Raw genomic sequence first — 14,030 nt, 5'->3', positions numbered from 1 at the left:
TTAGACCTGCCCGGTCTTGAGACAGGTCAACCTTTCAACGGATTTTACGTGGCTGCCTTATAAGCCGTCGATCACGTTTCGGAGCAGTGTCTGGACACGCTCAGCCGACGCCTTGAGGCCAGGATTTTCAATTGCCTGCATTGACGCGACGGGATCAATGGCGGCGACCTCGGTGCGATCTTGAGTGATCTCCTGAACGACGACGTTGCAGGGCAGCATAGTGCCGACCTTGTCCTCAAGCTGGAGTGCTTCGTAGGCAAGCCGCGGATTGCATGCCCCGAGGATACGATAGTTTCGAAAATCGATACCGAGCTTGTCCATGAACGTTCGCCTGACATCGATTTCCGTGATGATGCCGAAGCCTCCTTTCTTTAGAGCTTCGGTGGCGCGGCGCACGGCTTCGTCGAACCCGACCGGCAAGGTCTTGCTGAAGTAATAGCCCATTTTGGGATCCCTCCTGGTCAGCCGGCATCCGACTTGAACGCGCCCTGGACAAAAATTCGAAGTCTCGTCTTCCAGACCCGGCTGATGCTCTACCAAGGGTGCCGCCAAAAGCGGCCGCGGTCCGAAGGCGTATCCAGTCGGCTCTTCTGCTCGTCGCTGAGAGTGGCGTAGAAGGCCTCGAAAGCGGGACGCATGGTCTTGATCGACTGCAGCATCGCTTCCATGCGCTTCTCCATGAACTCCATTCGACCGACTGCGGTGGTCGGCACGTCGGTCGGACAGGCGAGGCGGAGGGCCTCGGAGGCTCTGTCGGATGTCGCCTTCAATTCATCGAACTTGGCACGTTGCGCATCTGTTGGCTTAATGACCTGTTCGAGCCGGGCAATGCGCCATCCGGAAAAGCCGGCGGCAGCGGGGCTGCACATGCCCGCGAATCCACCACGACCCATGAACCCCGGCCCCATCATCGTGCCGGAGCCCATCATGTCCCGTCCCCATCCATGCGCTCCGGGTCCGTAAGGCTGAGCGTTGGCGCCTGCGGAGGACATTGCGATGGCGAATGATACGGAAGCTATTGTGACGAGTTGATTGAATCTGAGCACGGCATGGTCCTCCATTGCTATCAATCTCTCGGTCGAGGCCCGAAATCCTTCATCTTATGAGGCGCCCTCGACAAGTCCTTGAGTTGGATCAAATTGCAGCGGGTCGGGCGATTTCGACCGCAGCAACGTCTCGTAGAATCGGTAGGAGCGCTGAGGATCGTTTTTGCGATAATTGATCTGGTCGCTCACCTCGAAGCGAGCGAGAAAGACCAGTGGTCCTTAGAATGGTCAGTCACAAACACAAAGGGACATTTTAAACACAATCTGCGCAACGCTGCCGGTTGCCGAGGCCTAAGGCGGATGATTGGCGCGCCCTTTGCCGTGAAGACAACCGCCGATTTCCCGGACCGAACATCACTAAGTGCCCGGCTGGTGACCTCTCTCCTGGAGCTTGCTCTCCCGCGATGTCGCGGCTGCGATAGCGAGTTGAACGGTTTCGTCCTGCGTCTTGATGGCCCGGCTCAGAGAAAACAACCGTTGGCGGGTGTCGTAAAGCTGATCAAGCAACGACAGCACCACCGGTAGCGCGCTGTCATCAACGTCGAGTTCATAGGTCAGCGTACAAATGAGTCGGATCCGCGCGCATTCCATGTCCGAGAACATCAGCGACCCTTCGTTCTGTTGCGGCGCGACCAGTTCTTCGCTGATCCAACGTTCGAGATCGCTGCGCTGGAGGGCGGATATGGCGGCCAAGAGATCGTCGACAGCCATCATGGCTCCATCTCCTTGCGTGGATCCTGAGCGTTTTTCGGTCGCCATGCTTCCAGAAATTCTACGAGTTCGGGTTCTTCGCCCGCAGGCAGGACCACCTTCAGCGTGATCAATTGATGTCCGCGCTGCCCGGACTTTCGGTTGCGGATACCTCTTTCACGCAGCCGCAGCGTAGTGCCGGAATTCGAACCCTTCGGGACTGTCATCGTCACCGGTTGTGTGATTGTCGGCACCTCGATCCTGCCTCCGAGCACTGCCTCCCTCAGGGTCACGGGTATTTCGACATGGATGTTGTCATCCTTGCGGTGAAAGAACGGATGCGGCTGGATATGCAACTCGACATAGGCATCGCCCGGCGGCCCGCCGCCATAGCCAGGCATTCCCTGGCCTTTCAGCCGCAGCATCTGCCGGTCTTCGGCGCCCTCGGGAACCATCACCTCCAGGGTCTTGCCGTCCGGTAGCGTGATGGTGCGGGTGGCGCCGCTGGCGGCGTCCACGAAGGCCACCGGCAGCACATAGGTCACATCCTGACCGCGCGCCCGGAATGCCCTCTCTGATCGTTGCCCTCTGCCGGCAAACGCTTTTGCCAGGAATTCTTCCAGATCTTCGTTGCTGTCAAATCCATCCTGCGCGGCATGGGTGGTGTAGGCAGGCCCATCCGCGAAGTCGCGATAGAACCGCTCCTGCGGTCGCTCTGCGCCGCTGGCGTCGATCTCACCCGCGTCAAACCGCCGCCGTTTCTCCTTGTCTTTGAGCAGATCGTTGGCAGCCGAGATGGCCTTGAACTTCGCCTCGGCCTCCTTGTCGCCCGGATGGAGGTCGGGATGAAATTTGCGGGCGAGCTTTTTGAAGGCGCTCTTGATTTCCTTGTCGGTCGCGGATCGGGTTACGCCGAGCGTCTCGTAAGGGTCTTTCATTCACCTGGTCCCCGAAGGCTACGAAATCCAGTCAATCTTCGCGACCTTTCTGGGAACCGGCGCCACCGCTGTTTTGGGATGCCCTACGATAATGGGCGCGACTGGCACGGTCGTGCCGGAAAGCTTGAGCGACGACTTCCCCTCCGACGTTCCAAGCCATCCCTGCGCAAAGCCGATCCAGCATGTTCCCAATCCGACGGCGCAGGCCGCCAACATCAAGTTCTCAGCCGCCAGGGCGCAATCCTCAATGACCCATGGGCCCTCGGGTGCCGAGATCACGACCAATGCCGGAGCGTGATAGAATATGTCGAAATCGGGATTTTCGAGGATGCTTTGGAAGTGATGCGATGCCAACGCCGCGGCCGAGGTTCTGAGCATATGGGCTTTTGCCTCGCGCGAAATGCGCGCGAGTAATGCTTTGTCCCGCACGATCGTAAACAGCCATGGCTGTTGATTGACGGCGCTAGGCGCCTGGATGGCAGCATCAATGAGTTGCTTCAACTCTTCCTCGTCCACCGGTTGCGAGTTGAATTCGCGTACGGCGCGCCGATTATAGATGGCTTCGTTGATATCCATGGCCGCCTCCATTTGCATCCAACGAATTGATCCTGACGCGTTCGTCATTTCTGGGCTTGATGTCGATCAAATCGATGGAGGCGCAATGGTCCTAGGTTGAACTGCTAGTGGAGGTGGATCATGCATGAACGCGCTGCAATTCGAGTTGCGATCTTTGTCGTCACCTTCTTGAGCTTTGCTGGCCCGATGGGTTCGGCGATAGCAGCACCGCTGGCGCCGGCAACAACCGCAATGACAACGTCAACCGGCCTCAACGTCACACAGGTCCGCTGGCGTCACGGTGACGGGGGTGGTGCGCTGGCTGCGGGGCTATTGACCGGAATGATGATTGGCGGCTTGTTTGCCGCGCCGGGCTACTACGGGCCGTATCCCTATTACCCTTACGCGTATGGTGGCTACTACCCTCCGCGATATGTTGCACCGATTGGCTACGGTGCGCCGGGGTGGGAGGCCTATTGCACGTTTTCGTTCGTTCGATCCGATCAGCGGGACATATTTGGGGCGCGACGGTCGACGGCACTATTGCAGATAGCGAGGCGTTTGCAGGCGCACTCAACGTAGCTGAGATGCAGGAGCCGCCATCATGGGGTCGTTAGCGTCGAATCCAGATCGCTCTGACGAGGTGAGGTCGTTTCCTGCGCTGCGGGCAGAGATGGTCAAGCACAATATCGTGGCGCGCGGTGTGCGTGACGAACTCGTTCTTGAGGCAATGGGCAAGGTGCCGCGCGAGCTGTTCCTGCCGGAGAAGCTTCGCGAATTCGCCTACGAAGATTCGCCGCTCCCGATCGCCGGGGAACAGACCATTTCTCAGCCCTACATCGTCGGTTTCATGGCGGAGGCGCTGATGCTCAAGGGCGGCGAGAAGGTGCTCGAGATCGGCGCCGGCTCCGGTTACGCCGCCGCGGTGCTGTCGGAGATCGCGGCCGATGTGTACACGGTCGAACGCCTCGGACCGCTCGCGGAAAGGGCGGCGGTTACACTTGCCGAACTCGGTTACGATAACGTCCATGTCCTGCACGGTGACGGCACCAAAGGCTGGCCCGAACATGCGCCCTACGATGCCATCGTTGTAGCCGCCGGTGGTCCGCAGGTTCCAGAGGCGCTCAAGGAGCAGTTGAAGATCGGCGGCAGGCTGGTCATCCCCGTCGGCGCCGATCAGCGTACCCAGGAATTGGTCCGGGTCGTCCGCGTTTCGAAGAACTAATATCGTAGTGAAGACATTGCCGACGTCCGCTTCGTTCCATTGATCGGAGAAGAGGGATGGGCGACTGCAGAAGGCAAGACCAGCGCGCCCGTGCGACGAGCGCTGCGGCCGGTCGCTCCGGATGAGGAAACGCTAGTCCACGATCTCGCCGACGCCGCTGAATCGTTTCCATCCATCGAGGCGGCCGATCTCAGCCCGCTGATGGATCGTATCGGGTCGGCGCGCATCGTGCTGCTCGGCGAGGCAACCCATGGCACCTCCGAGTTCTACCGGATGCGCGAACGCATCACCCATGATCTGATCGTCAAGAAGGGTTTTCGCTTCGTGGCGATCGAGGCGGACTGGCCGGATGCTGCCCGGGTCGATCACTATGTGCGGCACTTCCAATATGCGCCTTCGGAGTGGACTGCGTTTGCACGGTTTCCGACCTGGATGTGGCGAAACACCGAGGTGCGCGATTTCGTCACCTGGTTGCGCAAGCATAACGGTTCCGTAGAGAAGAGTAAGCGCGTCGCATTTCACGGTCTTGATCTCTACAGCCTCTACGATTCAATTCGGTCGGTCCTGAACTATCACGCCCGCAGTAGGCCGCGATCAACCCGACAAGGGCTGTGACGAGGAGCATCGTTACGATGGTCTGAATCAGGCCAAAGTTCAACGCGTCTCGCGAAACGAACAGCGCCGTGATCGGCGCTGCTATGGCAAAGAAAATTCGAACGATCCATCCAAGCATGGCCGCTCCCGATGCGTCGGCGTTCAGCCCGCGGCCTCCAAGTCCTCTGGCGCTTCGACATAGTAGCCAGAGTATGAATCAACCAGGCAAAGGTGGTCGTGCACGTCCTGGACGCCACGGATGCCAGTCGGATTTATTGACCGCACGCGCAATACGCCCGCGAATGTGCTCGTCATCGGCGGTCGGGTCCGGAATCTTGTGTGCGAGGCTTGCCATCGCCTGTAGCAAGTTGTTTCTCGTAACGATCCCGATCGTCGCCTTGCCCCGCATCACCGGGACGCGTTTAATGTCGTGCTTCTCCACCAGGTCGGCGAGTGAGGTTTCTTCTTGAGCGGAGACAACTTTCCGCGTCATGACATCTTCCACCTTGCGACCGCTCTCGTGAATAAACTCGGCTGCCGCTCTTCCTGGTCCCATGAAGAATCTCAACCAGGCTGCGTGCTTGCGCCCAGTGCCGATCTCGCTGCGACGGAGGAAGTCACTTTCCGACACAATGCCAACGAGATTGCCGGCATCGTCGATGACAGGTAGGCCGCTGATGTGCATCTGGAGCATGATCTTGGCCGCTTCTTCGATCGTCGCATGAGGCGTCGCGGCGACGACGTCTCTCGTCATCACGTGAAGTGCGTGCATTGATGTGCCCTCGATATCATGGAGTTGCAACTGCGGGCGAGGCTGCGATGCAACCTCGCCCTGGCAGGCTGTCAAGCCGCCTTCACGTTGATCGTCTTGGCCGGCTTCGGGGCTTCCTCGGTTTTCGGAAGAACGACTTTCAGCACACCGTTCTTGAAGGTCGCCTCGATCTTGTCGGCGTTGACGCCCTCCGGCAGGGTGAAATAGCGCTCGAGGGTGCCGTAGCGGCGCTCGGAGACGTAGTAGTCCTTCTTCTTCTCGGTCTCCTCGCGCTTCTCGCAGACTTGACCGATCCTGCCGCCGGCGGGCCGTAGCTCGTGGCTTCCGTGATCCGATCGTCTGCTGTTGCTTTCTTGCTTCTTCTGGCCATCGTCTGACTGTGCCGGCAATTCCGCAGACATCCGGTAAAGCCGCGCCGAAATCCTTGTTGAGTGCCCGTGTGGCGGCACGTTAATCGGGTTGCGCAGGCAGGTCCAGCCGAGCGCGCGTCGATAGGGCCGGTATCCCGCTTCGGCAGATCCGTCATGACTTCCACATCGTCCGCCGCTCACATATAGGGCGACGGTGAAGTGGCAGCGTCTGAGTCGCGAGTGAGTTTCCAGCTTTCGATCCTGAAGATTCTCGACGGGCAGACCGACGGACGTGCCAGCCTCGAGGTCATCAGGCAGCACCTTGCCGTTTTCTACACGAGCGGACAGGAATGGACCGGACGGATGAATCGTCTCGCCGAACGTGCGCCCGATCTCGATATATTCCGCCAGAAGCTCGTGGTGCGCGAGCCGGGCATGTGGAACATTACCGCAGAAGGCCGCAGCTTTCTCGCGATCCTCGAGGGGCGGGGCGCGGCTAATGAAGATATCGCGCTGGCCGAGCCGAGTTCGGTCGGCCTGACGACCGGGGCGAGCGCTCCGCCTGGCTCCTAGTTCCGTCGAAAGACGTTGGCGTCCGCGCGTTCACTTGCCGGTGAAGCGTGGCGTCCGCTTTTCGATGAAATGAGCAACGCCTTCCTTGAAGTCTTCCGTTCCCCGGCAGATCGCGACTTCCCTGTTCGCGAGCTGCGTCGCTTCGGCGAGGGTTTGCCGAGGGGCTGCTGTGAGTTGCTGCTTGATGATGCGCATGGATCGGGGCGAGCAGAGATTGGCGAAATCCGACGCGGTCTGTTGAACCGTCTCGCGAAAAGTTTCTGCGGGCAACATTCGGACCAGGCCGAGCCGCTCGGCCTCGGCGGCTTCGACCACGCGTCCGGACAGCAGAAGGTCCGCGGCATTCATCGGCCCGATGAGCTTACGTAACATCCAGGCGCTGCCGTGTTCTGCGATGAGGCCGCGCCGGGCGAAAGACGTCGTCAGCTTCGCGCCCGCGGCCATGAAGCGCAGGTCGCAATAGAGCGCGATGCAAAGACCAACCCCTGCGATGGCGCCATTGATGCCCGCAATGATCGGCTTGGGAACGGCGAGAAGATAGCTGTATCGCTGCGCCAGATCATCGTCACTTTCCGCCGGGGCGACCGGGGGGGCGGCGCTCGTGTTTCCCGACGACGCATCTGACAGGCGACCCATGTCGGCGCCAGCGCAGAAGCCTCGGCCTGCGCCGGTGATTACGATCGCGCGGACATAGTCGTCCTCGGACGCGATGGCCATCAGGCGGCGCAGCTCGCTCTCCATGACAGGCGTCCAGGCGTTCATCTTGTCCGGTCGGTCGAACGTGATCGTCGCGACGCGATCGGACACTTCGAACTTCATCTGCTCGGCAGAAACCATGGGCGATCTCCATTGAGGAGCTTTCTAGCAAACGCAAGGAACCACCGAAATGCCTTTCGTCCATGAAGAAACTTTTCTATCTATGTGAAAAAGCAAGCGAGGAAGCATGTCCAAAGAGGTCATCAAGACGGCCAAGCGGCTGTTCGAGATCCTGGAATATTTCGATGAAGTGCAGCGGCCCTTGAGTCTCAAGGAGGTCGCGCTGCGCTTCGGCTACCCCGTCTCAAGCGCGTCCGCGGTCCTCAAGAGCATGGTGGTGCTCGGTTATGTCGACTTCGACCGCTATTCGCGGACCTACATGCCGACGATGCGGATCGTGCAGCTGGGGCACTGGGTGCAGGGCGCGCTTTTCGGCGAGCGCGGAATTTCGGCGCTGGTGAACCACCTCAACAAGGAAACCGAAGAGACCGTCAGCATCGCAACCCAGAGCGACCTGTACATGCAATATATCCATGTACAGCCTTCGCCGCGCACGATCCAGTTTTCGATCAAGCCGGGGACGATCCGGCCGCTCGCGCGTTCGGGCCTCGGATGGATGCTGCTGAGCGCGCGTTCGGACGAGACCATCGAGAAGCTCGTGCGCCGCATCAATTTCGAGGAGGAAGACCGAAAGAAGAAGGTCGACCTGAAGGAGCTGATGCAGAAGCTGCGCAAGATCCGCAAGGATGGTTACGTCATCTCCCTTCACACTGTAACGGCCGGAGCGGGCGTCATCGGGATGTTGTTGCCGGAGCGGCGCCACGGCCGCATCCTGGCGATCGGCGTCGGCGGTCCGGTCGAACGACTGGTATCCAAGCGAACGCAGATCCTGAGATCGCTGCGCGAAGGCATCGACAAATTCGTTACGCGGGAGGATCGCGCATCCGCGACAAAAGCCCGCAACTGAACAGATCCATTTTCACATATCTGTAAATACGCACGCATATCTGTAATGCTCTGGCTTTCAGCTACGTCCCGGCACATTCTTCCGCCCACTCCACGCCTCGAACGCGCGGGGATACAAAATGGTTAGAAGGGTGGAGTCGTGCAGGAGAAGGTCGTCGATCTGAAAACCAAGGACGGGGTGATGAACACGTACGTGTTTCACCCGGACCGTCCAGGACCGTTCCCCGTCGTCATCTTCTATATGGACTCGGTCGGCGTCCGCGAGGAGCTGTCCGACATGTGCCGTCGTCTGGCGACAGTCGGCTATTACGTCATCATGCCGAACATGTACTACCGCATGGTCCGCTGCGTCGATCTCGACGCGAACCGGCTGTGGGACCCCGCCTGCGCGGACAAGCTGGAGTTCATGTGGAAGCTCAACCGCCACCTCACCAACACCATGGTGATGGAAGACACCCAGGCCATATTCGACTTCCTCGCCAATGAGCCGGCTGCTCGGCAGGGCAAGACGGGATGTGTCGGCTATTGCATGAGCGGCCGCTACGTCTATCGCGCGATGGGCGTGTTTCCCGATCGCATGGCCGCCGGCGCATCCGTCTACGGCGCGCGCCTCGTCACTGACCAGCCGGACTCCGCGCATCTCGTCACCGACAAGATCGAGGGCGAGATCTACTTTGCGCTGGCCGAGCATGATCACTACGCGCCTCCCGAGATGCTCGAGCAGGTATCGCAGGCGATCAAGACGACCGGCATCAACGGGCGGATGGAATACTATCCGGAAGCCGAACACGGCTTCGCCTTTCCAACCCGGCGCCTCTACCACAAGGCCAGCACCGAGCGGCATTGGGAGCGCCTGTTCGATCTCTTTCAGCGCAATCTGAATTGAGCTCGGACGCTGAGTCCATCAGAAATCATAGGAGCCGCCGCGTTGCCGCGGGCTGGCGAGACAAATCATAGGGGGAAGAACGATGAAGCGTGCGGATCGCCGAAATGTAATGTTGTCTTTGGGGGCCATCGTGGCGGCGACTGTGCAGCTCGCTTACGCGCCCGGCGCGATGGCGGCTGACCCGGTCAAGATCGGCCTTGCGCTGCCTCTGAGCGGCGCAGCGGCGACTTATGGGCAGGAATTGCAGCGCGGCGCTGAATATGCAGCCGATCTCGTCAACCAGCGCGGCGGCATTCTCGGCGGCCGGAAGATCGAACTGGTCTTCGAGGATGAGAAGGGCACGCCGCAAGGCGGCGTCGCCGCGGTCCAGAAGCTGATGTCGGTGGGGCGCGTGAAAGCGATAACCGGGGGGACGAACAGCTCGGTCGTGCTTGCCGAGTCTTCGGTCACTAAGAAGCGTATCCTGCAAGTAAACGCTGGCGCGCAGGCTGATGCGATCACCGATCAGGGCAGTCCCTGGCTGTTTCAAATCAACAACACGGTGTCGCTCAACTCCGAATCGTTCAATGCCTACATCGTCAAGACGTTGAAGCCGAAGACGGTCGCCTACATGGGCGAGAATTCCGAGTTCAACAAGACGGTCCTCGAGAAGCTCAAGGCGAGCCTCCAGTCCGCAGGCATTGAGCTGGTGAGCATCTCTACTTATGACGCCGAGACTAACGATTTCACGTCCATTCTCACCAAGATCAAGGCGAGCAATCCGGACATGATCTACGTCGCCGACGCCTACCCGGCGCGCGCCGCACAACTGTGGAAGCAGGTGCGCCAGCTCGGCGGCTTCAAGATCGAGGTGATGTCGCCTGGCGTGGTGACGCCGGGCATGATCAAGCCATCGGAAGGCGCCATGAACGGCGTCATTACGGGAGAGATCTTCATGGCATCAGATCCCGGCGCCGAAGGCAAGGAGTTCGTCGAGAACTATCAGAAGAAGTTCAACTCCTCTCCGGGAAAAGGTGAGCTTGTGATCTTCGAGGCGGTCAATCTCATCGCCGCCGCGATGGATAAAGCCGGTACCGACAGCGACTACGACAAGATCTCGAAAGTCATCCGCGAAAACGCCTGGCCGAGCCCGAGGGGACTGCTCAAGTTCGACGAGAAGGGCAGGGCGCGGGCGCCGTACTTCTATATCCAGCGAGTCGAGAACGGGGCTGTCGTCCAGGTCGAGCGCGTCAGCTCGAACTGACGATCGCGCGGATCAAATTTAGAAGGCACGTACGGCTTTGGAACTTCTGGTTCAAACCCTCGTCAACGGATTGGTGCTTGGCGCCGGCTATGCCGTCATCGCCGTCGGCTTGACGCTGATCTTCGGGATCGTGGGCATTGCAAACTTTGCCCATGGCGCGTTCTTCGCCATGGGCGGCTATGCCTGCTACCTGCTGACGTCGCGAGGCGTGAACTATTTCATCGCTGTTCCGTTGTCGGTGCTGATCGTCGTGGCCATCGGCGCCGTCACAGAATGGGTCGTCATCCGTCGCAGCCTGTATGGCGATTCACATCACGGCTCACTGATCGTCACGTTCGCGCTCGGTCAGGCGGCGGTGGCCGGATTGATCCTGATCTTCGGGCCGGACCCGCTCCCCGTGACATCGCCGCTCGGACAAAGCACGATGCGATTTCTCGGTATCTTCGTGACGTCGCAACGCGCGTTCATCTTCGTCTGTTCAGTTCTCGTGCTTGGCGCGCTCGGTCTGTGGCTCCGTCTGAGCATAAAGGGCCAGCAGGTCGTGGCCGTCGCCCAGAACGCGCGTGGCGCGCTCTATTCCGGCATCGATGTTCCCTGGATCCGCGCGCTGGCCTTCGTGCTAGGCGTCGCCGCCGCCGGTCTTGCAGGCGCGCTGTTGGCGCCGATCTCGACGATCTATCCGACCATGGGATACAGCGCCCTGATCGTCGGCTTCACGGTCGTCATCCTGGGCGGGATGGGCAGTATTCCGGGCGCAATGCTGGGTGCGCTTCTGATCGGTGTCGCCAACGCGCTGTTTGAAACTTACGTCTCTGTCTCGTGGACGCCCGCGCTGGGCTGGGGCCTCGTCATCGCCACGCTGCTGTTCCGACCGCAAGGACTGCTTGGCCAAGTCCAGCAGCATCGGCACTGAGATGGCGATCCAGGATTTCGGCACGATGATGGACAGGAAGCGGGCCGGCGCCATGAACGGCGACAGGGCCGGGCGCGCCGCGCGAGAGGCCATTTACGTCGCATGCGCCGTCGCGGTCATCGCGGCGTTCGCCTTCGCGTTCACCGACCCGTTCGTGGTGACCCTCGCCGGGTACACCTGTGCGTTCGCCCTGTTTGCTCTGAGCATCAACATCATCCTCGGCGGCGTCGGCGAGGTGCCGCTCGGCCAATGCCTGTTTTTCGGCGTCGGCGCTTACGGCGCGGCGATCGGAATGGGCAAGCTTGGGCTGCCGTTCGAGGTCGCGGTGCTGATCGCGCTCATGCTTTCCGTGGTGCTGGCCGCCATCATCGGCGTCATCACGCTGCGTCTGACCGGCGCCTATTTCTCGATCGTGTCCTGGGGCCTGACCGGCGTCGCCATGGTCGCAGCGACGAATCTCGAGGAGATCACCGGGGGACCGCTCGGCCTGTTCGGCTTTCCGCCGATCGAGATCGGTTCGCTTGAGCTGTCGGATCCGCAGACCTACTTCGCGGTCACCGCCACCATTCTTCTGCTTGCGATCGTCTTCCTGGTGGCCCTGCGCCGGTCCCCGTTCGGCGCCGCCATGGACAGTGTCCGCCAGAATCCCCATCTCGCGCGCTCGGTCGGCGTCGATGTGGCGCGCGTCCGGCTGAAGGCTTTCATGCTGAGCGCGCCGTTTGCCGCGCTGGCTGGTGCGCTCGCCGTTCCCTACACGCAGATTGTCACGCCTGAGGTCTTCAGCGTCGCGAATACGGTGGACGGGCTCCTGATGGTCCTGCTGGGCGGCGCGCAGCTCGTGGTCGGACCGGTGATCGGCGCTGCGATGTTCACGCTGATACCGCAGGCCATGAACCTCGATCCGAACGTGAGGATCCTGGTGTTCTCGTCGATCATCATCCTGATCATGATGTTCGCCCCCGGCGGACTGCATCAACTGGGCGTTGCTCTGCGTGACCGGCTCGGAAGGAGGACAGATGACGATCGCAGCCGCTGAGCGTCCAGTCGTCTCGGCCCGGGATATCGTCAAGCGATATGGCGGCGTGACGGCCCTGAACGGCGTCAGCCTCGATGTCGAGGAAGGCGAAATCTTTGGCATTATCGGCCCGAATGGTGCGGGCAAGTCGACGCTGTTCGACATCCTCTGCGGCATCACCGTGCCGACCAGCGGATCGATCCGCATCATGGGAAGCGAGATCTCGGGGATGCCGCCGCATCTCATCGCGCGCTCAGGCGTCGCCCGAACCTTTCAGAGAACTGCGGTGTTCGCCGAAAGCACGGTGCTGGAAAATCTCCTGTTCGGGCGCCATGCGAGCTTTCACCACGGCGTCCTTGGCCGGATCGTCGGCAGCAAGTCCTATGTCCGGGATCAGCAGGCCTTCCAGGCCCGCGTCGAGGAGGTTCTTGCGCTGATCGGCCTCGACGGAGAGCGGCACCGGAAGGCCGGCGTGCTGGCCTATGGCGTGCAGCGCCGGCTGGCCGTCGGAATCGCATTGATGTCCGATCCGAAGATCATGTTCCTCGACGAGCCCGCCGCCGGCATGAACGGGCGCGAGACCGCCGACTTCATCGCCCTGATCCGTGCGATCGCACCGGGGCGGACCATCCTGATCGTCGAGCACGACATGGCGGTCATCCGGCAGCTCTGCGGCCGCGCGCTCGTCGTCGTCGACGGCAAGCCTGTCGTGGTCGACGCGCCGCATCACGTTCTCAGTCATCCGGAAGTCGTGACCGCCTATCTGGGGGCTGACGATGACGAGTGATGGCTCGCTGCTGACCGTCAAGGACGTCTCGGCGGCTTACGGCAAGGTCGTCGCGCTCCGCGGCGTCTCGCTCTCCGTCAACCGCGGCGAGATCGTTGCCATCCTCGGCGCCAATGGCGCCGGCAAGACCACGCTATTGAACGCGATCTCCGGCGTCCTGCCGATCACTGCGGGCCGCATCGAGTTCGCGGATCAGCGCATCGACGGGCGCAAGCCCTGGACGCTCAGCCGGGCCGGCATCAGCCACGTCCCCGAAGGGCGCGAAATCTTTCCGTCGATGACGGTCGAGGCGAATTTGAAGATCGTCGACGCATTCGGCAGCGGTCCCGTGTTTACGGTCGATGACGTGCTCAACATGTTTCCGCGCCTGCGCGAGCGTTTCCGGCAGGCCGCCGGAAATCTCAGCGGCGGCGAGCAGCAGATGCTGGCGATCGGCCGCGGCTTGATGGCGCGTCCGCGGCTCATCCTGTTCGATGAGCCGTCACTCGGTCTGTCGCCGTTCTTCTCCAAATTCGTGCTCGGCGCGATCGGAGCGCTGCGGGCCAAGGGCCTTTCGGCGCTTCTGGTCGAGCAGAACATGCGCGCGGCGCTCAAGATTGCCGACCGGGCCTATGTGCTCAGAGTGGGCTCAATCGTGCGCGAAGGAACGGCCGGCGAAATCGCTGATGCCCCCGACATCCAGGAAGCCTATCTCGGCGCTTAGCGGACATAGCTCTTTGCA

15 protein-coding genes and 3 pseudogenes are annotated in these 14,030 nt (G+C 61.0%); 10 read left to right on the top strand and 8 right to left on the bottom strand.

All coding sequences use genetic code 11. The features are described 5' to 3' along the window. Positions 1-57: 57 nt before the first annotated feature. The 5 genes from CIT39_RS25860 to CIT39_RS25840 all read right to left on the bottom strand — a co-directional run bounded on the left by CIT39_RS25860 (position 58) and on the right by CIT39_RS25840 (position 3,250). Entirely contained in the window at positions 58-444 is a 387-nt protein-coding gene (locus CIT39_RS25860) for a DUF302 domain-containing protein (RefSeq protein ID WP_094974074.1), read from the bottom strand. An 89-nt stretch (positions 445-533) separates the two neighbouring features. Beyond that, positions 534-929, bottom strand: coding sequence for a Spy/CpxP family protein refolding chaperone (locus CIT39_RS25855; protein ID WP_162308680.1), 396 nt, complete (start codon positions 927-929; stop codon positions 534-536). A 474-nt stretch (positions 930-1,403) separates the two neighbouring features. Further along, entirely contained in the window at positions 1,404-1,760 is a 357-nt protein-coding gene (locus CIT39_RS25850) for a chaperone modulator CbpM (RefSeq protein WP_094974076.1), read from the bottom strand. After that, on the bottom strand, positions 1,757-2,674 hold the full coding sequence (locus CIT39_RS25845) for a DnaJ C-terminal domain-containing protein (RefSeq protein WP_094974077.1): 918 nt from the start codon (positions 2,672-2,674) through the stop codon (positions 1,757-1,759). The genes CIT39_RS25850 and CIT39_RS25845 overlap by 4 nt, the downstream gene beginning before the upstream one ends. 18 nt (positions 2,675-2,692) lie before the next feature. Further along, the gene (locus tag CIT39_RS25840; RefSeq protein WP_162308679.1) at positions 2,693-3,250 is read right to left on the bottom strand and encodes a nitroreductase; all 558 of its coding nucleotides are present in this window, start codon (positions 3,248-3,250) and stop codon (positions 2,693-2,695) included. 120 nt (positions 3,251-3,370) lie between these two features. Here CIT39_RS25840 and CIT39_RS33275 point away from each other — a divergent pair, with 120 nt between their 5' ends. Further along, on the top strand, positions 3,371-3,811 hold the full coding sequence (locus tag CIT39_RS33275; protein ID WP_422653153.1) for a hypothetical protein: 441 nt from the start codon (positions 3,371-3,373) through the stop codon (positions 3,809-3,811). A gap of 22 nt (positions 3,812-3,833) precedes the next feature. Beyond that, positions 3,834-5,057: pseudogene (locus tag CIT39_RS25830) on the top strand (protein-L-isoaspartate(D-aspartate) O-methyltransferase); the annotation flags it as partial. A 153-nt stretch (positions 5,058-5,210) separates the two neighbouring features. Here CIT39_RS25830 and CIT39_RS25825 read toward each other — a convergent pair. Beyond that, a pseudogene (locus CIT39_RS25825) lies at positions 5,211-5,820 on the bottom strand (CBS domain-containing protein). A 71-nt stretch (positions 5,821-5,891) separates the two neighbouring features. Continuing rightward, positions 5,892-6,080, bottom strand: a pseudogene (locus CIT39_RS25820) (Hsp20/alpha crystallin family protein); the annotation flags it as partial. A 330-nt stretch (positions 6,081-6,410) separates the two neighbouring features. On the opposite strand from CIT39_RS25820, the gene CIT39_RS25815 reads away from it, so the two are divergent. Next, entirely contained in the window at positions 6,411-6,743 is a 333-nt protein-coding gene (locus tag CIT39_RS25815) for a hypothetical protein (protein WP_181955117.1), read from the top strand. A gap of 30 nt (positions 6,744-6,773) precedes the next feature. On the opposite strand, the gene CIT39_RS25810 is transcribed toward CIT39_RS25815, so the two are convergent. Beyond that, on the bottom strand, positions 6,774-7,580 hold the full coding sequence (locus CIT39_RS25810; protein WP_094974080.1) for an enoyl-CoA hydratase-related protein: 807 nt from the start codon (positions 7,578-7,580) through the stop codon (positions 6,774-6,776). 106 nt (positions 7,581-7,686) lie between these two features. On the opposite strand from CIT39_RS25810, the gene CIT39_RS25805 reads away from it, so the two are divergent. From CIT39_RS25805 to CIT39_RS25775, 7 genes are all read left to right on the top strand, one after another. Continuing rightward, positions 7,687-8,466: an IclR family transcriptional regulator gene (locus tag CIT39_RS25805; protein WP_094974081.1), complete on the top strand. Its 780-nt coding sequence runs from the start codon at positions 7,687-7,689 to the stop codon at positions 8,464-8,466. Positions 8,467-8,604: 138 nt separating this feature from the next. Further along, positions 8,605-9,351: a dienelactone hydrolase family protein gene (locus CIT39_RS25800; protein ID WP_094974082.1), complete on the top strand. Its 747-nt coding sequence runs from the start codon at positions 8,605-8,607 to the stop codon at positions 9,349-9,351. A gap of 82 nt (positions 9,352-9,433) precedes the next feature. After that, the gene (locus CIT39_RS25795; RefSeq protein ID WP_244607454.1) at positions 9,434-10,594 is read left to right on the top strand and encodes an ABC transporter substrate-binding protein; all 1,161 of its coding nucleotides are present in this window, start codon (positions 9,434-9,436) and stop codon (positions 10,592-10,594) included. A gap of 73 nt (positions 10,595-10,667) precedes the next feature. Then, on the top strand, positions 10,668-11,507 hold the full coding sequence (locus CIT39_RS25790) for a branched-chain amino acid ABC transporter permease (RefSeq protein WP_244607635.1): 840 nt from the start codon (positions 10,668-10,670) through the stop codon (positions 11,505-11,507). Further along, positions 11,479-12,543: a branched-chain amino acid ABC transporter permease gene (locus CIT39_RS25785; protein WP_094974085.1), complete on the top strand. Its 1,065-nt coding sequence runs from the start codon at positions 11,479-11,481 to the stop codon at positions 12,541-12,543. Before CIT39_RS25790 ends, CIT39_RS25785 begins: the two co-directional genes overlap by 29 nt. Next, complete coding sequence (locus tag CIT39_RS25780; protein ID WP_244607453.1) at positions 12,524-13,309, top strand: ABC transporter ATP-binding protein; 786 nt, start codon at positions 12,524-12,526, stop codon at positions 13,307-13,309. Before CIT39_RS25785 ends, CIT39_RS25780 begins: the two co-directional genes overlap by 20 nt. Next, positions 13,299-14,012: an ABC transporter ATP-binding protein gene (locus CIT39_RS25775; RefSeq protein WP_094974086.1), complete on the top strand. Its 714-nt coding sequence runs from the start codon at positions 13,299-13,301 to the stop codon at positions 14,010-14,012. The genes CIT39_RS25780 and CIT39_RS25775 overlap by 11 nt, the downstream gene beginning before the upstream one ends. The last annotated feature ends 18 nt before the right edge of the window (positions 14,013-14,030 follow it).

The organism is Bradyrhizobium symbiodeficiens (assembly GCF_002266465.3).
Classification (GTDB): Bacteria; Pseudomonadota; Alphaproteobacteria; order Rhizobiales; family Xanthobacteraceae; genus Bradyrhizobium; species Bradyrhizobium symbiodeficiens.
The sequence above is the reverse complement of the archived record's forward strand: the minus strand, read 5'-3'. Positions and strand labels throughout refer to the sequence as shown.